The following is a 21,766-nucleotide window of genomic DNA, read 5'->3' as shown; positions in this document are numbered from 1 at the left end:
ACGGTCAGAACAGGGCGGTGGCCTCCGCGAGGGAGAGGCCACCGCCCTGGGTGTACGCGGCCTCGTACCCGGGGCCGTCGAGCGTCTCCCGGATCCGGGCCTCGGTCAGGTCGTGCACCCGGCGCTCCACACCGGAGAGGACATGGCCGGCCGGCAGCAGGGCGACGGCGGCGGCCATGCAGCGGGCGGCGTCGGCGGCACGGCGGCCGCCGTCGGCGCGGGCGAGGGCCATCGCGGCGACGGTGAGGCAGACGGAGTGCAGGTGCGGGGTGAGGGCTTCGGACAGCGGGTCGGTGGCGAGCCGGAGCGCCTTGTGCACCCGGGGCAGCGCCTCCTCGGTCCGGCCGTCGAGGGCGTCCACCCAGGCCTCCTGGGTGAGGATCAGGGCGTCGAAGACGACGAAGTGCGCGATCTTGAACTCCTCGCGGAGCAGCCGGAGTTGTTCGCGCGCCTCGACGGTTTCGCCGGTCAGTCCCAGCCAGCAGGCGAGGTAGAGCCGGGCGGCGGGCATCGCCTCGTTGAGGGAGCCGTCCTGGCTCGCGATGACGTCCCGCAGCATCCGCTCGCCGCGTTCGGTCTCGCCCGCCTCCATGTACACGCTGCCGAGGCGGGCGCGGAGCACGGCCGTCTGAGCGCGGGCGCCCAGGCGTTCGGCGTGGTCGATCGCGGCCCGGTAGTCGGCGGCGGCCTCGCGGTAGGCGCCCTTGCGTTCGCGGGCCTCACCGCGTGCCGACAGGGCCTCGGCGGTGCCCCAGTCGTCGCCGAGGCGGCGGTAGATCTCCAGCGCCTCGTCCGCGTCACGGGTGGCGTCGCCGGCCCAGGCGGTGCGGTTGGCGAGGAGGTTGGCGCGCAGTTGCAGGGCGCCGGCCAGCTCCCACTCGTAGCCGGGGGTGTCCCGGCACGTCCGCACGGCGGCGTCGATGATGGTGCGCAGCCGGTCGACACCGCTGGTCAGCATCTCGGCGAAGAACCACAGCATGCCCGGGGCGCGGCAGGTCTGCGGCAGGCCCGGCTCGTAGACCTGGGTGATGACGCGGAGCTTGGCCTGCGCCTCGGGGGTCTGCCAGGCCTCCAGGTCGGTGTCCATGACGGCCAGGTGGGCCAGGTGGACGCCGCGCCGGGCCTCGAGAAGGGTCTCGCCGGTGTACGGGGGCGGGGTATCGGTCAACCGCTGCCACACCGGGCGGGCCCGGCGGACCGGTTCGGTGAACGGGTCGGGGCCGAGCGCCATGACCTCCTGGCACCAGGCGCGGACCTCGATGCGCTGGTCGCGCATCTGCCAGAACCACTGCAGGGACAGCACCAGGCACAGCGCCTCCTGTTCGTCGCGCAGGGCGACGGCGTGCCGGAGGGCGGTGCGCAGGTTCTCGTACTCCAGCTGCATCCGCTCGATGGCGGTGCGCTGTTCGGGGCCGCGCAGCAACGGGTCGGTGCCGCGGGCGAGTTCGCGGTAGTAGGCGAGGTGGGCGCGCTCGGCCTCGGTACGGCATCCGGCGTCGTCGAGCCGTTCGGCGGCGTACTCGGCGACGGTCTCCAGCAGCCGGTAGCGCATCCCGGCGTCGGCCGAGGGGGCGGCCACCACCAGGGACTTGTCGACCAGGGAGCCGAGCGCGTCCAGGGCGACCGGGCCGCACACGGCCTCGGCGGCGGCCAGGTCGCAGCCGCCGGCGAAGACCGACAGACGGGCGAGGACGTCCCGTTCGTCCTCGTCCAGCAGATCCCAGGACCAGTCCACGACGGCCCTGAGGGTCTGCTGCCGGGGCAGCAGGGTGCGGCTGCCGGAGGTGAGCAGCCGGAAGCGGTCGTCGAGCCGGTCCGCTATCTGGCGGGGGGTCAGCATACGGAAGCGGGCCGCCGCGAGTTCGATGGCGAGGGGCAGTCCGTCGAGCCGCCGGCAGATCTCGGCGCAGGCCTCGGGATCGTCCTCGACCCGGAACCCGGGCCGGGCCGCCGCGCCCCGCTCGGCGAGCAGCCGCAGCGCGACCGGTTCGGGCAGCGGCTCCACCGGCCGCACCAACTCGCCGGGCACGCCGAGGGGTTCACGGCTGGTGGCGAGGACGGTCAGCTCCGGGCAGCGGGCCAGCAGGCGCTCGGTCAGCCGGGCGGCGGCCTCGACGACATGCTCGCAGTTGTCGAGGATGATCAGCATCCGGCGCCGGGCGCAGTGCTCCACGAGCCGTTCGAGGGGGTCGTCGTGCCGGTCGGCGACCGCGCGCATGCTGTCGACACCGGCACCGTGCAGGACGGTCTCGCGGGCGCCGATCGCGGTGAGCACGGCCTGCGGTACGGCTTCGTGGTCGTCCACAGGCGCCAGTTCGGCCAGCCACACCCCGTCCCGGACGGTGTGCCGTACCGCCTCGGCGGCCTCCTGGGACAGCCGGGTCTTGCCGGCGCCGCCGGGTCCGAGCAGGGTGACGAGACGGGCCGCGGCGAGATCGGCGCCGATGGCCTCGATGTCGGTCTCCCGGCCGACGAAGGAGGTGAGCCGGGCGGGCAGGTTGCCGGTCCGTGCCGCGGGCTCCGCGTCCGACGGCGCCTCGCTCAGCAACTCGGCATGCAGGGCGCGCAGTTCGGGGCCAGGGTCGGAGCCGAGCCGGTCCGCGAGCAGCCGGCGTACGTCCTCGTAACCGGCGAGCGCCTGGGCCGGGCGGCCGGCGTCGCGCAGGGCGCGCAGCCGCAGCGCCTGCAGCGGCTCGTCCAGCGGGTGGCCGTCGCACAGCGCGATCAGCTCGGGCAGTGACTGCTCGGCCCGGCCGAGGGCGAGGGCGGCGGTGTGCCGGGCGCGCAGGGCGTCCAGGCGGCGGGCCTCCCAGCGGGCCACCTCGGCCGTGTGGCCGGGGAGGTCGGCGAGGGCGGGTCCGCGCCACAGGGCGAGGGCGTCGTCGAGCACGGCGGTGGCCTTGGCCGGGTCGCCGTCGGCGAGGGCGCCCAGGCCGTCGCCGGTGAGCCGGTCGAAGCGGGTGAGGTCGACGTCGTCGGGCGCGGCGGTGAGCCGGTAGCCGCCGTCGGCGGAGGCGACGGCGTCCGCGCCGAGGGCCCGCCGCAACCGGCCGACGAGCGCCTGGAGCGCACCACTCGCGTCGGCGGGCGGGTCGGCGTCCCACACCTCGTCGACCAGCACGCCGGCCGGGACGGTCCGGCCGGCCCGCAGCGCGAGCACGCTCAGCAGGGCACGCAGCCGGGCCCCGCCGACCGGGACGGGCGTACCGTCGGGGCGGATGGCCTGGGTGGTGCCGAGCAGCCGATAGCGCACGGGGTCCATTGTCTCCGGAGCGGTCAGCGGCGGTCACCGGGGTGCGGCGGCGTGCCGTCCGGGACCTCCAGGGTGACGAGGACACCGACGGCACGGCGGACCCGGTACGGGACCCGCCGCGGTGGCTGTTCCTCGTCCTCGAACTCGTCGAACCTCTTCGGGCAGCCTTCGAGGGGCTCCAGGGTCCGTGCGCCGGGCACCGGCTCCAGCTTGCGCCCGGTCGAGCGGAAGATCACCTTCCCGGGTTCCGGTTCGGGGAGTTCGACGGTAAGCGGGTCGTGATGGGCCAGGTACTCCTGGCGCACCAGGTCGATGGCTCGGACGCGGCCGGCGGTCTCCTGGTCGGGGCCGCCGTGGTTCTCCACCCACGCCTCGGCGCCGTGGTATTCGCCCTGGGGGGCGTGGGTGCCGACGGCGACCAGCCGCCAGCCCACCTGGTCCCCCACCGCGAACGGCGTGCCGCAGCACTCCGACTGCCAGTCCTCGTAGAACACCCTCATCAGTGCCATTCCCCCACCTTCCTGGAACCGGACGGTCACCGCGAGACGTTTTCCCCACGCGTGCGCGGCCGGTACGGTCGCAGTTCGCGACCGTTCCCGGACCCCACAGGAGTTCGCCCATGACCACCGCCACCACCCGCCACGGCGATCGGCGGGTCAGTCCCGTGTTCGTCGGGATCCTGGCCGTGACGGCGGTGACCGGCTGGGCCACCTGGACGGGGTTCGCCGCGCAGCCGGGCATCGCGGTGTTCCTGTTCGTGACCGCGGCCTGGATCGTCTCCCTGTGCCTGCACGAGTACGCGCACGCGCGCACCGCCCTGCACAGCGGCGACATCACGGTCGGCGCGAAGGGCTACCTCACCCTGAACCCGCTGAAGTACACGCACGCGCTGCTGAGCATCGTGCTCCCGGTGCTGTTCGTGATCATGGGCGGGATCGGTCTGCCGGGCGGCGCGGTGTTCATCGAGCGCGGCCGCATCCGGGGCCGCTGGCGGCACAGCCTGGTCTCGGCGGCGGGCCCGCTGACGAACGTGCTGTTCGCGGCGGTGTGCACGGCCCCGTTCTGGCTGCACGCGCTGGACGGTGTGCCCCAGGACTTCCGGTTCGCACTGGCGTTCCTCGCGCTGCTGCAGGTGACGGCGGCGATCCTGAACTTCCTGCCGGTGCCGGGCCTGGACGGCTACGGCGTCATCGAGCCGTGGCTGTCGTACCAGGTGAAGCGGCAGGTGGAGCCGTTCGCGCCGTTCGGCCTGCTGTTCGTGTTCGCGCTGCTGTGGGTGCCGTCGGTGAACACCGCGTTCTTCGACGCGATCCACGCGATTCTGCGCGGACTGGGGATCGACGAGGACCAGACGTACTGCGGCTTCGACCTGTTCCGGTTCTGGCGGGACAGCGACCCGTACTGCGCGGTCAGCCCGTGATCTGCTTGCCCTGCGCCGCGGCGGCCCGGCCGCGCTTCACGTAGTAGAAGGTCATGTTGGACGACAGGCCCGCCAGCAGCACCCAGATGATTCCCAGCCAGCTGCCCTGGACGAACGAGACGACCGCGGCGGCCACGGCGAGGAGGCAGACGATCAGGGTGTAGAGGGCGATGCGGGGCATGGGGCTCGGCTCCTTGCGGGGGACACTGCTACGACGACCAGTGTCCCCCATGGACCTTCCGTGGGTCACACGTCGGTGACGCGGAGCCCGGCGTGTGCCTTGTACCGGCGGTTGACGGAGATCAGGTTGGCGACGAGCGACTCGACCTGGTGGGCGTTGCGCAGCCGGCCCGCGAAGACGCCGCGCATGCCGGGGATGCGCCCGGCCAGCGCCTGCACGATCTCCACGTCGGCGCGCTCCTCGCCGAGCACCATCACATCGGTGTCGATCTGCTCGATCTCCGGGTCCTGGAGCAGGACGGCCGACAGATGGTGGAAGGCGGCGGTGACGCGGGAGTCCGGCAGCAGGGCGGCGGCCTGCTCGGCGGCGCTGCCCTCCTCGGGCCGAAGCGCGTAGGCGCCCTTCTTGTCGAAGCCGAGCGGGTTGACGCAGTCCACGACGAGCTTGCCGGCCAGCTCCTCACGCAGGGACTTCAGCGTGTCGCCATGGCCGTCCCACGGTACGGCGACGATCACGATGTCGCTGCGGCGCGCGGTCTCGGCGTTGTCGGCGCCCTCGACACCATGGCCGAGTTCCCCGGCGGCGGTCTGGGCGCGCTCGGCGGACCGGGAGCCGATGATCACCTTCTGGCCGGCCCGGGCGAGCCGGTGGGCGAGGCCCTTGCCCTGCGGTCCGGTGCCGCCGAGCACGCCGACGACGTACCCGGAGACATCGGGCAGGTCCCAGGGGTCCTTGGCGGGGGCCTTCTGTGCGCTGTCGGTAGAGGTCATGGGCCCGACTCTACGTCCGCTGCGGGGCCCGCACCGGCTCGGGCCAGCCGGTGCACGGGCACCCGCCGGAAGGTGATCGTCTCGTAGGCGCCGAAGTCGCCCGTCTCGTACAACAGGCCGACCGTGTCCCGGTCGACGCGGACCAGGTCGGAGTAGGCGGCGGGCAGCCCGTCGACGGTGAACGCCGTGCACCAGGTGGTGCCGCCGTCGGTGGAGGCGCGCAGGGTCATCAGGGCGCGGGCGGCCGGGTCGGCCGGAGCAGAGAACAGCAGCAGGTCGGGGTCGCGGAGCTGGAGAACGGCGGCCTCGCAGACCGGGGCGGTCAGCCCCGCCTGTGGCCGGAAGGGCTTGACCAGAGTCCTCCCGCCGTCCCGGGAGTGGGCGTCGGCGCGGTTGCCGGGCGACGGGGAGTCGTTGCGGGTGTTGAAGTAGACGCGCCCGTCGGTGAGTTCGGCGGCGGTGGTCTCGTTGACATTGACGTAGCCGTCGGTGTTCTCGTCCAGGTAGCCCAGGTACCAGGTCGCGCCGCGGTCGTCGCTGAGCAGGCAGTGGCCGCTGCTGTACTTCTCCTCGGCGCCGGTGTCGGTGCCGGTGGGCGGCAGGGTGTGGTTGGCCGGGACGAGGATCCGGCCACCGCTCAGTTGCAGGGCGTGCCCCGGGGTGGTGGCGTACCAGCGCCAGCCGGGCTTCTTCACCCGCGCGGTGATCTCCCTCGGCCCGGACCAGGTCGTCCCGTCGTCGTCGCTGTGCTGCACCCATACCCGCCGCCCGTCGGCTTCCCTGACCTGGCCGCGCAGGATGGCTGCCTCGGTGGCGCCGGCCGCGGCCCGGATGTGGACGAGCAGGATCCGGCCGGTGTCGAGGACGACGGGGGCGGGATTGCCGGCGAGGTTCTCCCCGTTGCTCGCGGCGACCCGCAGCGGGCCCCAGGTGCGGCCCCCGTCGGCGGACCGCTTCAGCACGATGTCGATGTGCCCGTGGTCGGCGGCGGAGGCCACCCGGCCCTCGCAGAAGGCGAGGAGGGTGCCGGCGCGGGTGGCGACGACCGCGGGGATGCGGAACGAGGCGTATCCCTCGTGGCCCGCACGGAAGGGGACGGTCACGTCGGTCATCGGGCGGGCTCCTCACGCGGCCGGAGAGGCGGCCGGAGACGGGGACGGCGGCGGGGACGGCGACGGCGACGGCGACAGGTGCGGTCCGTCCATCCCCAGGTTGAGCGAATTCGGGGTGAACTCCGCGTCACAAGTGCTCGGTTGCGGCAGTATGCGGGCCCATGGACGCCGTACGGGTCGCGTTGCTGCGGGAAGTGCTCGCCGGAACCGAGTGGCTGGGAGCCACCCGGAGATTCGCGGGGGTGCTGCGCGGGTCGGTGGTGGCGCACGGGGGCGGCCTGCTGCTGGCGGGCACGCCCGAGTACGAGCCCTGGCACCTGGCCGCGCACCTGGTGGACGAGGCGGCCTGGTCGGGCACGCCCGAGCTGGCACCGACCCTGGTACGGCATCACGCGCACCCTTCCGACCCCGCGCACCTGGCCGTCGGGCCGGGCCGGATCGCGGCGGCGCGGCGCGGTGAGACCCTGCTGATCGTGGCGCCCGAGGAGCCCGCACCGCTCCTGGAGCACGTGCATGCGGCCCGGCGGGCCGGGGTGACGGTGCTGGCGCTGGGCGCGGGCGGGGGCGAACTCGCCGCGATGGCCCATGACACGCTGGCCGTGCCGGAGGGGGCGGAGCTGGACCTGGACACGGTGCAGCACCTGGTCAGCGCGGCGGCCGGGGAGAACGCGGGGGCTCCGAGGGCGCGCCGGGGTTTCCGTGACCGTCTGTCGAGGCTGGCGGAGATCCTGACGGCACCGCCCCCGGCCCCTTGGTGACCGCCCCGGCCAGCCGTCCGACTCGCCCGGCCGGAAAACGCCGACGTGGCGAGCGCGACCGGCCGGCACGGCCCCGCCGAACTTGACCGGACGCCACGGCACCGCCGAGCGTGACCGGACGCCACGGCACCACCAGCGTGACCGGACAGCACCGCACCACCGAACGTGACCGGAGAGCACCGCACCAGCGAGCGCGACCCACCGAGCGTGACCGGAAAGAACCGCACCCCACCGAAAACCGGTTGCCCGGCGGAGCCGGGCGGCCGAGCATGCCCCAGTGACCCGCGCTCTCCTCCCCGACCTGGCCCCCTGGAAGGCCTCCGTGGACTTCCGCCGCCTCTGGAAGTCCGGGCTGATCAGCAACTTCGGCAGCTTCCTGACCTTCGTCGCGCTGCCCGTCCAGCTGAAGGACCTCACCGGCTCGGCGGCAGCCGTGGGCGCGATCGGCGCCGTGCAGCTGCTGCCGCTCATCGTGTGCGGACTCTACGGCGGCGCCCTCGCCGACGCCCTCGAGAAGCGGATGCTCATCGTGTGGACGGAGGCCGGCCAGGGTCTGCTCAGCGCCGCCCTGCTGCTGAACGCCCTGCTTCCGCGCCCCGCGGTGTGGCCGCTGTACGCCGTCGCGGCCTTCTCCTCCGCCCTGGTCTCCGTCCAGCGCCCGGCCCTCGACTCGCTGTGGCCCCGGATCGTCGCCCACGAGGACATGCCCGCCGCGGCCTCCCTGAACTCGCTGCGCTGGACCGTGGGTGCGGTAGCGGGCCCGGCGCTCGCGGGCGTGGTCGTCGCCTACGCGGGCCTGGGCTGGGCGTACGCCGCCGACCTGCTGACGTTCGCCGTCTCGTTGGCGTACATCGTGCGGATCGCTTCCTCACCCGCCTCCCAGGCCGCCGTGAAGCCGTCGCTCAAGGCCATCGCGGAGGGCGCCCGGTACGCCTGGAGCCGCAAGGAACTCCTCGGCACCTACGCCGTCGACCTCGCGGCGATGTCCCTGGCCATGCCGCTCGCCGTGCTGCCGTTCCTCGCCGACGAACTGCACGCCGAGTGGTCGCTCGGGCTGATGTACGCCGCCATCCCGGCCGGCTCCCTGCTGGTGAGCCTGACCAGCGGCTGGACCTCACGGGTCCACCGGCACGGGCTGATGGTGCTGCTGTCGGCGACGGGCTGGGGCCTGGCGGTCGCGGCGGCCGGCGTCTGCGGGAACGTGTGGCTGCTCCTCGGGTTCCTGGCCATCGGCGGCGGCTTCGACATGGTCAGCGGGATCTTCCGGGCGGCCATGTGGAACCAGACGATCCCGGACGAGCTGCGCGGCCGGCTCGCCGGGATCGAGCTGCTGTCCTACTCGGTCGGCCCGCAGCTGGGCCAGGTCCGGGCGGGCGGTCTCGCCGCCTGGGCGGACGTACGGGCCTCCGTCGCCTCCGGCGGGCTGGCGTGCGCGGGCGCCATGGGGCTGCTCGCGCTCTGCCTGCCGGGACTCATGACGTACGACGCCCGGACCAACGAGCACGCGGTAGGGATGCGTGAGCGGCGCGCGGCGGCCGTGCGGGCGTGATCAGTGCTCTCCGGCCGGGCGGGACCGGTGGCGGGTGGCGGAAATCAGTCCTCGTCGGTGTTCCCGGCGGCGGGCGCGTCGTGCCAGCGCGGGTCGTTCTCCCACTGAAGGTTGCGCTCGGTGGCGGTCTCCATCGCATGCCGGGCCTCCTCCGGGGAGGCGTACGGCCCGAAACGGTCCTTGCCCGGGCAGTCCGGACCCTCCTCGACCTTCTTGTGCTCCAGGCAGTAGTACCACTCGCCCGGCTTGCCGGCGGTGCGCTTCTTGAACAGGGCCATGAACAGCTCCTCTCGCCAACGACATGTTCCCCCATGTCCGCTGGATAGACTCGCCGGCATGTCTGGCCAGTCGCTGCTCGTACCGGGGGAGCTGTCCCCCATCCGTTCCGTTCCCGGAAACATCCGCCGCCCCGAATACGTCGGCAAGCCCGCGCCCGCGCCGTACACCGGGCCGGAGGTGCAGACCCCGGAGGCCATCGAGGCCATGCGGATCGCCGGCCGTATCGCCGCGCAGGCGATGGAGGAGGCCGCGAAGATCATCGCGCCCGGGGTCACCACGGACCAGCTGGACAAGGTCGCCCACGCGTACATGTGCGACCACGGCGCCTATCCGTCCACGCTCGGCTACCGCGGCTTCCCGAAGTCCCTGTGCACCTCGGTCAACGAGGTCATCTGCCACGGCATCCCGGACTCGACGGTCCTCAGGGACGGCGACATCGTCAACCTGGACGTGACCGCGTACATCGGCGGGGTGCACGGCGACAACAACGCCACCTACCTGGTCGGGGACGTGGACGAGGAGTCCCGGCTGCTGGTGGAGCGCACGCGAGAGGCCCTCGACCGCGCGATCAAGGCCGTGAAGCCCGGCCGGCAGATCAACATCATCGGCCGGGTCATCGAGTCGTACGCCAAGCGCTTCGGCTACGGGGTGGTCCGTGACTTCACCGGTCACGGCATCAACTCGTCCTTCCACTCCGGGCTGATCATCCCGCACTACGACAGTCCGCACGCGACGACGGTCATGCAGCCGGGCATGACGTTCACGATCGAGCCGATGCTGACGCTGGGCACGCACGAGTACGACATGTGGGACGACGGCTGGACGGTCGTGACGAAGGACCGCAAGCGGACCGCCCAGTTCGAGCACACGCTGGTGGTGACGGACACCGGCGCGGAGATCCTCACCCTGCCCTAGACATTTGCCGACAGGGTGTCGGTAAATGTTCCGGGGCAGCGTTCGAGACGGACCCGTCCGCCGACCTCGATCCACCCGTGCGGCTGCGGAGCCGTGAGGATCTGGGAGCCCGCCCCCTGGGTGATGTTCAGCGCCCGGCCCAGCCGGTCGGTCAGCAGCAGGGCGGCCGCGCCCGTCGCCTCGTCCTCCTCGATGCCGTCGCCCCGGCCGGGGAAGGCGCGGGCGCGGATCCGGCCGGCCGCCTCGTCCTCCCAGGCCCAGGCGTACTCCCAGTCCCCTGGCGGCGGCACCTGGAGAGCGTCCACCTCGGCGGCGCTCGCGTACTGCCGCAGGGTGCGCGGCGGGGCCCACTCCGCGCGGGCCTCGATCCAGCTGAACTCGCCGTCCAGCCGGGCCCCGACGACCCCGGCGGGGGTCACGAGTTCGGGCACGTCGAGCAGCCAGGCCGTACCGACGCAGGGGTGACCGGCGAAGGGCAGACGCAGGGTGGGGGTGTAGATGTCGATCACCCCGCGCTCGGGGTCGTCCACGAACACGGTTTCGCTGAAGCCGAGTTTGGCGGCCAGCGCCTGCCGTTCGTCCCGCTCGGGCAGTACCGAGCCGTCGCGGACGACGCCGAGTTCGTTGCCGTAGCCGCCGTCGGGCCCGCAGAAGACGCGCAGTACGTCATAGTCAGTCACGCGGGCATTGAAACATCGCACGGGCGGTGGGACATCGCCACGCCGGCCGGCGCCGCCACGGCACTCACCCTTGACCCCGCCTTTGCCGTCGATTGGCGTCTCTTTTGAGCCGATGAGATCAAGCCGTGTCGGTGATCCGTCCGTGAGAGCTGAATCACGACCCGCATGGGTACAGGTGAGGTAAGCCTCAGGTAAGTTAGGGCAGCCTCACCAGACCAGATCCGCTTGGAGCCTGCATGCGAGCCGTCCGACTGACCGTCACCGCCGCCGCCACCGCGGCCGCTCTGACCGCCCTCTCGGCCTGCACCGCGAAGAGCGATGCCAAGGACGGCGACGCCATCCAGGTCACCGCGGCCGATTCGACGTGCGAGACGTCCACCAAGTCCGTGCCGGCCGGCCAGGTCACCCTCAAGGTGGAGAACAAGGGCTCGAAGGCCACCGAGGTCGAGATCCTCTTCCCGGACGACCGGATCGTCTCCGAGAAGGAGAACATCGGCCCGGGCACCAAGTACACGCTGACCGCCGAGGTGAAGGCCGGTGCGTACGAGATCGCCTGCCGCCCCGGCATGAAGGGCCGCGGCGTCCGGCAGAAGCTCACCGTTACCGGCGGCGGTACGACCGCCGAGCGCGATCCCAGGCTCGACAAGGCCGTCGCCGACTACCGGCAGTACGCGCAGGACCAGGCCGACGAGACGCTGCCGCTCGTCGAGACCTTCGTGAAGGCCGTCAAGGCCGGTGACGTCGACGCCGCCAAGAAGGCGTACGCGCCCTCGCGCCTCGGCTGGGAGCGCACCGAGCCGGTCGCCGAGTCCTTCGGTGACATCGACCCGAAGGTCGACATCCGCAAGCCCGACCTGGAGGCCGGCCAGAAGTGGACCGGTTGGCACCGCCTGGAGCAGGCCCTGTGGGAGCGTAAGAAGGTCGGTGCCGAGGAGAAGACCGTCGCCGACCAGCTGCTCGCCGATCTGAAGGACTGGCAGGAGCGGGTCGGTACGGCCGAGATCACCCCGACCTCCATGGCCAACGGCGCCAAGGAACTGCTGGACGAGGTCGCCAAGGGCAAGGTCACCGGCGAGGAGGAGTACTTCTCGCACACCGACCTGGTCGACTTCAAGGGCAACGTCGAGGGCGCGCAGAAGGCGTACGAGCTGCTCAAGCCGGTCGCCGCGAAGAACGACCCGGCGCTGGCCAAGGAGCTGGACAAGCAGTTCACGGCGCTCGACGCACTGCTGGACAAGTACCGCTCGGACAAGAACTCCTACGACTTCGTCTCCTACGACAAGGTCGGCAAGGACCAGCGCAAGGAGCTGTCGGACGCGGTGAACGCGCTCGCCGAGCCGCTGTCGAAGCTCGCCGCCACGGTCGTGAAGTAAGCAGGACAGGGGCAGGGCGATGACCGAGACGCAGGAGACCAAGGGCGGCAGCCCGTCGCGCCGGGCGCTGATCGGCTGGGGTGGGGCCGGGCTCGCGCTCGGTGCCGCGGTGGCCGGTGGCGCGGTGGCCATGACCGACGTCGGCAACGACGTGGACCCGGCCGCCGCCGACGCGGGCGGCGCGGTGCAGTTCCACGGCACCCACCAGGCCGGCATCGCCACGCCGGTGCAGGACCGGCTGCACTTCGCCGCGTTCGACGTGAAGACCGACGACCGCGCCGAGTTCGTGCAGATGCTCAAGGACTGGACGGAGGCGGCCCGGCGGATGACCGCGGGCAAGCCGGTCGGCGAGGGCGCCTACGGCGGGCTCGCCGAGGCGCCGCCGGACGACACCGGCGAGGCACTGGGCCTCAGGCCGTCCCGGCTGACGCTGACGATCGGCTTCGGGCCCTCGCTGTTCGAGAGGTTCGGGCTCGAGGACCGGCGGCCCGCCGCGCTGGTCGACCTGCCCGCGTTCCCCGGGGACAACCTGGAGAAGACCCGCACCGGCGGCGACCTGTGCATCCAGGCCTGCGCCGACGACCCGCAGGTCGCCGTGCACGCCATCCGCAACCTGGCCCGCATCGGCTTCGGCAAGGTCGCCGTGCGCTGGTCCCAGCTCGGCTTCGGCAAGACCTCCTCGACCACCCCGGGCGCGCAGACGCCGCGCAACCTGTTCGGCTTCAAGGACGGCACCCGCAACATCGCGGGCACCGAGACCGACCGGCTGAAGAAGTTCGTGTGGGTCGGTGACGCGGACGTCGACGGCGGGTCGGACTGGATGACCGGCGGGTCGTACCTGGTGGCCCGGCGCATCCGCATGAACATCGAGACCTGGGACCGGACCCCGCTGCAGGAGCAGGAGGACATCTTCGGGCGGGACAAGGGCGAGGGCGCCCCGGTCGGCAAGGCCAAGGAGCACGACGCCCCGTTCCTGAAGGCGATGAAGCCGGACGCGCATGTGCGGCTCGCGCACCCCGAGTCCAACGACGGCATCACCATCCTGCGCCGCGGCTACTCCTTCACGGACGGCACCGACGGCCTCGGCCGCCTGGACGCGGGCCTGTTCTTCCTGGCCTACCAGCGGGACGTGCGCAAGGGGTTCATCCCGCTGCAGCGCCGGCTGGCCGCGCACGACGCGCTCAACGAGTACATCCAGCACGTGGGTTCGGCGGTCTTCGCGGTTCCCCCCGGCGTCCGGGACTCCGGCGACTGGTGGGGCCGCACGCTGTTCTCGAAGGAGGCGTAGCCCGTGTTCTCCAACTACCTGATCGGCCTGCGCGAGGGCCTGGAAGCGTCGCTCGTCGTCTGCATCCTGATCGCCTACCTGGTCAAGACCGGCCGCAGGGACGCCCTGAGGCCGATCTGGACGGGCATCGGCATCGCGGTCGCCATCGCGATGGGCTTCGGCTGCGCGCTCGAATTCGGCTCCCAGGAGATGACGTTCCAGGCGCAGGAGGCGCTCGGCGGCTCGCTGTCCGTCATCGCCGTCGGCCTGGTGACCTGGATGGTGTTCTGGATGCGGCGCACCGCCCGGCACCTGAGGTCGGAGCTGCACGGCAAGCTGGACGCGGCCCTCGCCATGGGCACCGGCGCGCTGGTCGCCACCGCGTTCCTCGCCGTCGGCCGGGAGGGCCTGGAAACCGCCCTGTTCGTGTGGGCGTCGGTGCACGCGGCCTCCGACGGCACACCGCGCCCGCTGATCGGTGTCGCCCTCGGCCTGGCCACCGCGGTCCTCCTCGGCTGGCTGTTCTACCGGGGCGCCCTGAAGATCAACCTGGCCAAGTTCTTCACCTGGACCGGCGGCATGCTGGTCGTGGTCGCGGCGGGCGTACTGGCGTACGGCTTCCACGACCTTCAGGAGGCGGACTGGATCCCGGGCATCACCGACCTCGCCTTCGACATCAGCGGCGCCATCCCGCCGGACAGCTGGTACGGCACCCTGCTCAAGGGTGTGTTCAACTTCCAGCCCGACCCGACGGTCGTCCAGATCACGGTGTGGGCGCTGTACCTGGTGCCGACGCTGTCGGTCTTCCTGATCACCCCGGAGTTCATCGCCTGGCTGAAGGGCCGACAGGACGAAGATGCGGCGCCCGCCGTCGAGGACCGGGTCCGAACGTCCGAATGAGGACAGCGGGTCGGGGACTCCCCCACCGGCCCGTCTCCCCGTCCCGGTAGGGTTCGCCTGCGGAAAAGGGGAGGGTGAGGGCACCTCATGAGCAGGGATCGCAGTCGTCGTGAACACCGCAGGCGTGACCGGAACGCACTCATAGCGGCCTCGCTGACCGCTTTGTCGCTGACAGCCAGTGGATGTGTGGTGGTGCACGGGGAGCGGGTGATGCTCCCCGCCACCACGCGCGCCGAGGCGGCCAGGGCGCTCACCGCGTTCACCGACGCGTACAACAAGGCCGACAAGGCCTACGACAGCTCGCTGGACGCGCCCTATGTCACCGGCGCCCTCGCCGACATCGACTCCGCGCGGCTGAAGGCGGGGCATGTCAACAGCCCTTCGGGCAACGCGAACCACACCCCGCTGAAACTGACGGACCCGAAGTTCACGATCCCCAGGAAGCCGGGCTGGCCCCGCTGGTTCGTCGCCGACGCCAAGGGCAACAAGGGCGGCGACTTCCGTTGGCTGCTGGTGTTCACCCGCAACGGGCTCGGCGAGCGCTGGCAGGTGGCGTATCTGACGCTCGTGGCGCCCGGTGCCGTACCGCGGTTCAAGACGGACAAGGACGGCTGGGCCGAGGCCGTACCGACGGACTCACCGGAACCGGCGGTCCGGCCGGAGGAGTTGAGCGAGAGGTACGCGGCCTTCCTGAAGAACGGCGGGAAGGATTTCGCGGACGGTCGGAGCACCAGCGAGCTGCGCGCCACCCGCGAGAAGGCGGCCAGGAAACCCGGCCTGGTCCGGCAGTTCATCGACGAGCCGCTCACCCGCGGCGACTACGCGCCGCTGGCGCTGCGCACCGTGGACGGCGGGGCGCTGGTGTTCTTCACCACCCACCACTTCGAGAAGCAGACCGCCGCCACGGGCACCTCGGTGCCGGTCCCCAACAAGGACGTGCAGGCCCTGACCAAGGGCGAGGTGAAGCAGTCCCTGACGTTGGAGTCGATCGCCAACGAGACCGCGCTGGACCCGGCCGGCAGCGGTCCGGTGCGGGTGCTGGGGCAGGTCCAGGGGCTGACGTCCGCACAGGGCGAGTGACCCGCCGGTCCTGGCGAATGACCCGCCGGACCGGCTCTCAGTGGCGCAGGGGCCAGGCCGCGCCCTCGTGGCCGGTCCCCGCGCCGACGTGCCGGGCGCAGGCGTCCGTGAGCACCTCCAGCAGGCTCAGCGGGTCCGGCAGCGGATGCTCCGGGCCGCGTACCCAGCGCACCCGCTGGTCGTCGCCGGGCAGCCGGGCGGGCGGTACGAGGACGTAGGAGCCTCGGCAGTGCCAGCGCAGGCCCGGGTGCTCGTCCATGGTCTCGGGATGGCAGTCCAGCTCGCAGGGCCACCACTCGTCCTCGTCCTCGGGGGTACCGCGGGTGAGGGTGAAGAACAGCAGGCGGCCGTCGTCGCTCTCGGCGACCGGGCCGACCTCGACGCCGGCGCCGAGCAGCCGCTCCAGGGCCTCGCGGCCGGCCTCCAGGGGGACGTCGAGGACGTCGTGCACCATGCCGGTGGCGGTGATGAAGTTGGCCTGCGACTGGTGCCGGGCCCAGCGCTCGATCTGGCCGCGGTCCGTCGTGGACTGCGTCTGCCAGGCGAACGACACGGGGTGCCGGGCCGGGGTGGGGCAGCCGACGCGGTCACAGGAGCAGCGGTAGCCGGGGGCCGGGTGCGCGGCGGGGGCCAGCGGCAGGCCCGCACCGGCGGCGGCGAGCAACAGGGCCTCACGGCCGCCGTCGTCGGCGGCGTCCTTCGGGCGGCGTCCGAGCAGCCACTGGGAGAGTTTGCCCTGCCGGCCGGACCGGCCGCCGAACGTCGCGCTCATCTATCCCCTCGGTTTGGTGGTCGCCTCGCGGGTGTGCGGACAGCATGCCTCATGGTCCCACCTTTGTGTGCTTCGGGGGGCCGGTGGGCGGATACGGGGGATGCGGGCGAGAGATGGCTCACAGACCGGCGGGGAGTCAGTGCGGTGCGATTCCGTGCAGGGCGTACTCGACCAGTGTGTCCGTGTACGCGTAGGAGATCGGCGCCGTCCGTTGCAACCACCGCTGGGCGAGGGGCGAGACGAACAGCTCCAGCGCGATGCGCGGGTCAACGTCGGCTCGCACAGCGCCTGCGGCCCGCGCGGAACGCAGGCGGTCCACGTACAGCTGAAGCTGCGGTTCGAGCAGCTTCGTGACGAACTCCCGCCCGAGCTGCTCGTTGACCACCCCCTCGGCGGCCAGCGCCCGCGCCGGCGCCTCGAAGCGGGGGTCGAGGAGTTCGTCCACGGTGGCCCGCAGCACCACCTTGAGGTCGGCGGCGAGGTCCCCGGTGTCCGGGAGGGCGTACGTGTCCTGCCCCGCCGCCCGTGCCGCCTGCTCCCCGAGGTCCAGGAACGCCTCCAGCAGCACGTCCGCCTTGGCGGACCACCACCGGTAGATGGTCTGCTTGCCGACCCCGGCCCGGGCGGCGATGCCCTCGATGGTGGTCTTCGGGTAGCCGACCTCGCCGACCAGGGCGAGGGCGGCGGCGTAGATCGCCCGGCGGGACTTCTCGCTGCGGCGGGTGGCGTCGGGGGCGGGCTTCTTGACCATGGGGTCGAAAGTAACAAGGACCGCCGATGAGCTACGACGCGGAGCCGTGGGGAGGCCAGGCATCGCCCCAGTCGGCGTCCCGGGCCGCCTTGTACAGGTCGCCGTGGCGTTTGGTGACCGTCGTACGGCGCAGCCGCTCGTCGGTCTCGCACAGGTCGAGCAGCACCTGGCCCTTGCGGATCTGCGGGCGCCGGACCACCCGGGCAGAGGCCGGTTCGGCGGGCAGCAGGGTCGCGGCGACGTAACTGAACTTCTCGTCCTCGTACGCCAGCGAGCCGCCCTTGACCTGGCGGTGCAGGGAGGAGCGGCCGACCCGGGCGGAGAAGTGGCACCAGTCCTGGCCGGGCACGATCGGGCAGGCGGCGCTGTGCGGGCAGGGGGCGGCCACCCGGAATCCGGCCCGGATCAGGCGGTCGCGGGCCTCGATGACACGGGCGTACCCGGAGGGGGTGCCGGCCTCCACTATCACGACGGCCCGCGCGGCGGTGGCGGCGGCGTCGACGAGGGCGGCACGGTCGGGCTCGGAGAGTTCGTTGAGGACGTACGACACCGTGACCAGATCGGTGGCGTCGAGGGAGAGTCCCGAGCCGATCCGGGCGCGCTGCCAACGGGCCTCCCGCAGGGCCGGGTTGGCGGCGGCGATCTCCCGGCCGAGGGCGAGGGCGGGCTCGGCCCAGTCGAGCACGGTCACCGGGCGGGTCCCGTCCCAGGTGGCGGTCACGGCCCAGGTCGCGGCGCCGGTGCCGCCGCCGACGTCCACGTGGCTGCCGGGGGCCCAGCCGGGCACCGCGTCCGCGAACGCCGCCAGCGCCGAGTGGACCGCCGCGAAGGTGGCCGGCATCCGGTAGGCGGCGTACGCGGCCACGTCGGCGCGGTCGCGGAGGATCGGCGCGTCGGTGGGGGTGGCTCCGCGGTAGTTGGCGATCAGCCGGTCCACGGCGGCGGCCACCTCCGTGGGAGGCAGACCGCCGAGCAGCTCGGCCAGTGCGGTGCGGAGGGGGTCGTTCACCCGGCGATTCTACGGCGCCCGGTGCCGGTGCCGGCCTGCTGGGGCTCCGCCCCGCGTGAGGCTCAGATCACCGCCCTCGCCAATCGCGTGGCCAGTGCCGCCCGGGGCCTGCTGTCCGCCGGGCGGCGTCTCGGGTGGACCGTGTTGGCCAGCAGGACGAGGAAGGTGTCCGTCGCCGGGTCCAGCACCAGGGAGGTGCCGGTGAAGCCGGTGTGGCCGGCCGCGCCCCGGCCCGCCAGCTCCCCCATGAACCAGGGCTGGTCCAGGGTGAAGCCCAGTCCCGGCGGGGTGAACAGCAGCTCCACGAAGTCGGGGCCGAGGATGCGCGCGGGGCCGTAGGAGCCGCCCGCGAGCAGGGTCCGGCAGAAGATCGCCAGGTCGCCCGCGGTGGAGAACAGGCCCGCGTGCCCGGCGACCCCGCCGAGCGCCCAGGCGTTCTCGTCGTGGACCACGCCCCGCAGCAGGCCCCGGTCGGCCTTGGCCCATGGCCGCCGCTGGTCCTCGGTGGCCGCCGCGCCGGGGCAGGGCCCGAAGGTGGTGGCGGTCATGCCGAGCGGCCGGGTGATGCCGTCCTGGACGAGGACGTCGAGGGTGCGGCCGGTGAGGCGCTCCAGCACGAACTGCAGCAGGAGCATGTTCAGGTCCGAGTACCGGTACGTGCCCGGTTCCGCGGTCGGTGCCTCCGCCCGCAGCGCGGCCAGCCTGGCCTCGTCGTCCGGGTACTCGTACAGGGGGAGGTCGGGGCGCAGCCCGGAGGTGTGGGTGAGCAGTTGCCGCACGGTGATGCCGTGGGCGGCGGCGGCCCGGAAGTCGGGCAGGTAGTCGCCGATCCGGGCGTCCATGCCGAGGGTGCCTCGTTCGATCTGCTGCACGGCGGCGACGGACGTGAACAGCTTGGTGAGGGAGGCCAGGTCGAAGGGCGTGCCGACGGTGGCCGGGACCCGGGCCGGGGGCGGCAGTTCGACGCCGGTGTCGGTCCGGGCGTCGTAGGAGGCGTAGCGCACCGCCCAGCCCGCGGCCTCGGCCACGGCGATCACGGGTCCGCGGCCGGCCAGCACGACGGCGCCGGCCGCCCAGGGGCGCTCTCCGGCGGTGAGGGCGTGCGCCTCGCCGGCCATGCGCCCGAGTTCCACCGGGTCGAGCCCGGCCCGTTCCGGTGTGTCGGTGCGCAGTCTGGGTGCGCTCAGTTCTCGTCTCCCTCCGACCCCGCACGCGTGTTCCCGCGTGCGTTCCAGGGACGGCACATTCCCACGAAGCAGGCCGCCGCGACCAGTGATCCCGAAAGTTGGACGACGGCCATGGGCACGGCGGTGTGCTCTCCGGCGATGCCGACCAGCGGGGAGGCGACCGCGCCGACGAGGAAGGAGGAGGTGCCGAGCAGCGCGGAGGCGGAGCCGGCGGCGTGCCGGATGCGCAGCAGGGCGAGTGACTGGGCGTTGGGCAGGGTGATGCCCATCGCGGACATCAGGACGAAGAGCGCGGCGGCCACGGGGGCGAGGCCGACTTCGCCGAAGACGCCGGCGGCCATCAGCAGCAGGGCGGCCGAGGCGAGCACGATCACCGCGAGGCCGGCCGCGAGCACTCTGTCCAGGCTGACCCGGCCGACCAGCACCTTGCCGTTGACTTGCCCGGCGGCCACCAGTCCGACGGAGTTCAGGCCGAACAGCAGGCTGAACGTCTGCGGGGAGGCGCCGTAGATCTCCTGGATCACGAAGGGGGACGCGCTCACGTAGGCGAACAGCGCGGCGAAGGCGAAGCCGCCCGCGAGCATGTAGCCGGTGAAGGGCAGATCGGCGAGGAGGCCGCGCATGGCGCGCAGCGCCTCCCCCACTCCCCCGGCGTGCCGTTCGGTGGCCGGCAGGGTCTCCGGCAGCCGTACCCAGACCAGGGCGCCGAGCACGGCGCCGACCACCGTGAGCACCACGAACACGCCCCGCCAGTCCGTCACCCGCAGGATCTGGCCGCCGATGAGCGGCGCCACGATGGGGGCGGCCCCGGAGATCAGCATCAGGGTGGAGAAGAAGCGGGCCATGGCGACCCCGTCGTACAGGTCGCGTACGACGGCCCGGGCGATGACGACCCCGGCCGCACCGGCGAGGCCCTGCACCAGCCGGAAGGCGATCAGCGTCTCGGCGGTGGGCGCGAGGGCGCACAGGGCGGTGGCGGCGAGGTAGACGGCGAGGCCGATGAGCAGGGGACGGCGGCGGCCCCAGCGGTCGCTCATGGGGCCCACGACCAGTTGTCCGAGTCCCAGGCCGGCCATGCAGGCGGTGAGGGTGAGCTGGACGGTGACGGCGGGGGCGTGCAGGGAGCGGGTGACCTCCGGCAGCGACGGGAGGTACATGTCCATGGCGAGCGGGGTCGTCGCGGTGAGGCAGCCGAGCAGGAGGGTGACGAGCGGGCCGGCGCGATGCGGGACACGGGCCGGCGGCGGTGCGGAGCCGGAGCTGTGTTCCCTTTCCGGTGTCGGTGCCGCCGCGTGCTCCGGCATGTGCCCTCCCTCTGTGACCCTGTGACTCTGTGACCCGCGTGAAACGGCCTCGCTGACGCGAACGGCACCTATGCTCTCAGCTCGTACACACTGCCGGGGAACGCATGAGCGAGGGTGGGCGATGGGCGAGCGGAGCGTGCGGTGGGGGATCCTGGCGACCGGCGGGATCGCGGCGGCCTTCGCGGCGGATCTGGTGGATCTGCCGGACGCGGAGGTCGTGGCGGTGGCGTCGCGCCGTGAGGAGCCGGCGCGGGCGTTCGCGGAGCGCTTCGGGATCGAGCGGGCGTACGGCGACTGGCGCGCGCTCGCCGAGGACGCCGACGTCGACGTGGTGTACGTCGCCACCCCGCACGCCGCGCACCGGGCGGCGGCCGGGCTGTGCCTTCAGGCGGGGCGGAACGTGCTGTGCGAGAAGCCCTTCACGCTGAACGTCCGCGAGGCCGGGGAGCTGGTGGCGCTGGCCCGCGAGCACGGGCGCTTCCTGATGGAAGCGATGTGGATGTACTGCAACCCGCTGGTGCGCCGGCTGAAGGCGCTGGTCGAGGACGGCGCGATCGGCGAGGTGCGCAGCGTCCAGGCCGATTTCGGGCTCGCCGGCCCCTTCCCGCCCTCGCACCGCCTGCGTGACCCGCGGCAGGGCGGCGGCGCCCTGCTCGACCTGGGCGTCTACCCGGTCTCCTTCGCCCAGCTGCTGCTGGGGGAGCCGTCCGACATCGCGGCCCGCGCGGTCCTCTCCCCCGAGGGCGTCGACCTGCAGACGGCGGCCCTGCTGTCCTGGGACTCCGGCGCGCTGGCGTCGGTGCACTGCTCCATCGTCGGCGATACGGCGGTGACCGCGTCGGTGACCGGCTCGGCGGGCCGGATCGACATCCCGAACGGCTTCTTCCGTCCGGATCGCTTCGTGCTGCACCGCGCCGGCAAGGACCCCGAGGAGTTCGCCGCCGACCCGGCCGACGGGCCGCGCACCAGCTTCCGGCACGAGGCCAAGGAGGTCATGCGGGCGCTGCGGGCCGGCGAGCGGGAGTCACCGTTGGTGCCGCTGGACGGCACGCTCGCCGTGATGCGGACGCTCGACGCGATCCGCGACCGCGTCGGCGTCCGTTACCCGGACGAGGTGGGCGAGCCGGCGCCGGCCTACTAGGGCCTCTCGGCAGCAAGGCGTTCGCATGGCGGAATGATGAGTTCCGGACTCTGGACACTCACCTA

General features: G+C 72.8%; 21 protein-coding genes. 9 read left to right on the top strand and 12 right to left on the bottom strand.

The features are described 5' to 3' along the window. Window positions 1-4 precede the first annotated feature (4 nt). Together AC07C1_RS08065 and AC07C1_RS08060 are read right to left on the bottom strand one after the other, a co-directional pair. Entirely contained in the window at window positions 5-3,262 is a 3,258-nt protein-coding gene (locus tag AC07C1_RS08065) for an AfsR/SARP family transcriptional regulator (protein ID WP_478937683.1), read from the bottom strand. Window positions 3,263-3,276: 14 nt separating this feature from the next. After that, a complete protein-coding gene (locus AC07C1_RS08060; RefSeq protein WP_478937682.1) occupies window positions 3,277-3,762 on the bottom strand; it encodes a DUF6578 domain-containing protein in 486 nt (161 codons plus the stop codon). 110 nt (window positions 3,763-3,872) lie between these two features. Between AC07C1_RS08060 and AC07C1_RS08055 the strand changes: the two genes are divergently transcribed. After that, window positions 3,873-4,673 (top strand): site-2 protease family protein, encoded by an 801-nt coding sequence (locus tag AC07C1_RS08055; RefSeq protein WP_478937681.1) that lies wholly within the window; start codon window positions 3,873-3,875, stop codon window positions 4,671-4,673. Here the strand turns inward: AC07C1_RS08055 and AC07C1_RS08050 are convergent. The 3 genes from AC07C1_RS08050 to AC07C1_RS08040 are packed head-to-tail and all read right to left on the bottom strand — an operon-like array spanning window position 4,663 to window position 6,736. Next, on the bottom strand, window positions 4,663-4,905 hold the full coding sequence (locus tag AC07C1_RS08050) for a hypothetical protein (RefSeq protein WP_478937680.1): 243 nt from the start codon (window positions 4,903-4,905) through the stop codon (window positions 4,663-4,665). The two genes, AC07C1_RS08055 and AC07C1_RS08050, sit on opposite strands and share 11 nt — an antisense overlap. A 14-nt stretch (window positions 4,906-4,919) precedes the next feature. Continuing rightward, on the bottom strand, window positions 4,920-5,624 hold the full coding sequence (gene npdG / locus AC07C1_RS08045; protein ID WP_478937679.1) for an NADPH-dependent F420 reductase: 705 nt from the start codon (window positions 5,622-5,624) through the stop codon (window positions 4,920-4,922). Continuing rightward, entirely contained in the window at window positions 5,621-6,736 is a 1,116-nt protein-coding gene (locus AC07C1_RS08040) for a sialidase family protein (protein WP_478937678.1), read from the bottom strand. Before AC07C1_RS08040 ends, npdG begins: the two co-directional genes overlap by 4 nt. A 161-nt stretch (window positions 6,737-6,897) precedes the next feature. Here AC07C1_RS08040 and AC07C1_RS08035 point away from each other — a divergent pair, with 161 nt between their 5' ends. After that, window positions 6,898-7,494 carry a hypothetical protein gene (locus AC07C1_RS08035; protein WP_478937677.1) on the top strand — a complete coding sequence of 199 codons (597 nt, stop codon included), beginning with the start codon at window positions 6,898-6,900 and terminating at the stop codon, window positions 7,492-7,494. Window positions 7,495-7,771: 277 nt separating this feature from the next. Beyond that, complete coding sequence (locus AC07C1_RS08030; RefSeq protein WP_478937676.1) at window positions 7,772-9,043, top strand: MFS transporter; 1,272 nt, start codon at window positions 7,772-7,774, stop codon at window positions 9,041-9,043. A gap of 44 nt (window positions 9,044-9,087) precedes the next feature. On the opposite strand, the gene AC07C1_RS08025 is transcribed toward AC07C1_RS08030, so the two are convergent. Then, complete coding sequence (locus AC07C1_RS08025; RefSeq protein ID WP_478937675.1) at window positions 9,088-9,321, bottom strand: hypothetical protein; 234 nt, start codon at window positions 9,319-9,321, stop codon at window positions 9,088-9,090. Between the two features lie 58 nt (window positions 9,322-9,379). Between AC07C1_RS08025 and map the strand changes: the two genes are divergently transcribed. Continuing rightward, a complete protein-coding gene (map, locus tag AC07C1_RS08020) occupies window positions 9,380-10,237 on the top strand; it encodes a type I methionyl aminopeptidase (RefSeq protein WP_478937674.1) in 858 nt (285 codons plus the stop codon). Here the strand turns inward: map and AC07C1_RS08015 are convergent. Then, the gene (locus AC07C1_RS08015) at window positions 10,234-10,917 is read right to left on the bottom strand and encodes a PhzF family phenazine biosynthesis protein (protein ID WP_478937673.1); all 684 of its coding nucleotides are present in this window, start codon (window positions 10,915-10,917) and stop codon (window positions 10,234-10,236) included. The genes map and AC07C1_RS08015 overlap by 4 nt on opposite strands. Before the next feature lie 236 nt (window positions 10,918-11,153). Between AC07C1_RS08015 and efeO the strand changes: the two genes are divergently transcribed. From efeO to AC07C1_RS07995, 4 genes are all read left to right on the top strand, one after another. Next, entirely contained in the window at window positions 11,154-12,290 is a 1,137-nt protein-coding gene (gene efeO, locus AC07C1_RS08010; protein ID WP_478937672.1) for an iron uptake system protein EfeO, read from the top strand. A 19-nt stretch (window positions 12,291-12,309) separates the two neighbouring features. Then, a complete protein-coding gene (efeB, locus tag AC07C1_RS08005; protein ID WP_478937671.1) occupies window positions 12,310-13,578 on the top strand; it encodes an iron uptake transporter deferrochelatase/peroxidase subunit in 1,269 nt (422 codons plus the stop codon). Between the two features lie 3 nt (window positions 13,579-13,581). Further along, window positions 13,582-14,457, top strand: coding sequence for an iron uptake transporter permease EfeU (efeU, locus tag AC07C1_RS08000; RefSeq protein ID WP_478937669.1), 876 nt, complete (start codon window positions 13,582-13,584; stop codon window positions 14,455-14,457). Window positions 14,458-14,544: 87 nt separating this feature from the next. Continuing rightward, window positions 14,545-15,537, top strand: coding sequence for an SCO2278 family lipoprotein (locus AC07C1_RS07995; protein ID WP_478937668.1), 993 nt, complete (start codon window positions 14,545-14,547; stop codon window positions 15,535-15,537). Window positions 15,538-15,574: 37 nt separating this feature from the next. Here the strand turns inward: AC07C1_RS07995 and AC07C1_RS07990 are convergent, their stop codons facing one another. From AC07C1_RS07990 to AC07C1_RS07970, 5 genes are all read right to left on the bottom strand, one after another. Further along, window positions 15,575-16,309 (bottom strand): bifunctional DNA primase/polymerase, encoded by a 735-nt coding sequence (locus AC07C1_RS07990; protein WP_478937667.1) that lies wholly within the window; start codon window positions 16,307-16,309, stop codon window positions 15,575-15,577. A gap of 136 nt (window positions 16,310-16,445) precedes the next feature. Then, window positions 16,446-17,060, bottom strand: coding sequence for a TetR/AcrR family transcriptional regulator (locus tag AC07C1_RS07985; RefSeq protein WP_478937666.1), 615 nt, complete (start codon window positions 17,058-17,060; stop codon window positions 16,446-16,448). A 31-nt stretch (window positions 17,061-17,091) separates the two neighbouring features. Beyond that, window positions 17,092-18,069 carry a small ribosomal subunit Rsm22 family protein gene (locus AC07C1_RS07980; protein WP_478937665.1) on the bottom strand — a complete coding sequence of 326 codons (978 nt, stop codon included), beginning with the start codon at window positions 18,067-18,069 and terminating at the stop codon, window positions 17,092-17,094. Window positions 18,070-18,131: 62 nt separating this feature from the next. After that, a complete protein-coding gene (locus tag AC07C1_RS07975; RefSeq protein WP_478937664.1) occupies window positions 18,132-19,313 on the bottom strand; it encodes a serine hydrolase domain-containing protein in 1,182 nt (393 codons plus the stop codon). Further along, entirely contained in the window at window positions 19,253-20,560 is a 1,308-nt protein-coding gene (locus AC07C1_RS07970) for a multidrug effflux MFS transporter (protein WP_478937663.1), read from the bottom strand. The genes AC07C1_RS07975 and AC07C1_RS07970 overlap by 61 nt, the downstream gene beginning before the upstream one ends. A gap of 121 nt (window positions 20,561-20,681) precedes the next feature. Between AC07C1_RS07970 and AC07C1_RS07965 the strand changes: the two genes are divergently transcribed. Continuing rightward, window positions 20,682-21,701 (top strand): Gfo/Idh/MocA family protein, encoded by a 1,020-nt coding sequence (locus tag AC07C1_RS07965; RefSeq protein WP_478937661.1) that lies wholly within the window; start codon window positions 20,682-20,684, stop codon window positions 21,699-21,701. The last annotated feature ends 65 nt before the right edge of the window (window positions 21,702-21,766 follow it).

This window comes from Streptomyces sp. NPDC045022 (assembly GCF_056432605.1).
This window is presented reverse-complemented; position numbering and strand designations above follow the sequence as displayed.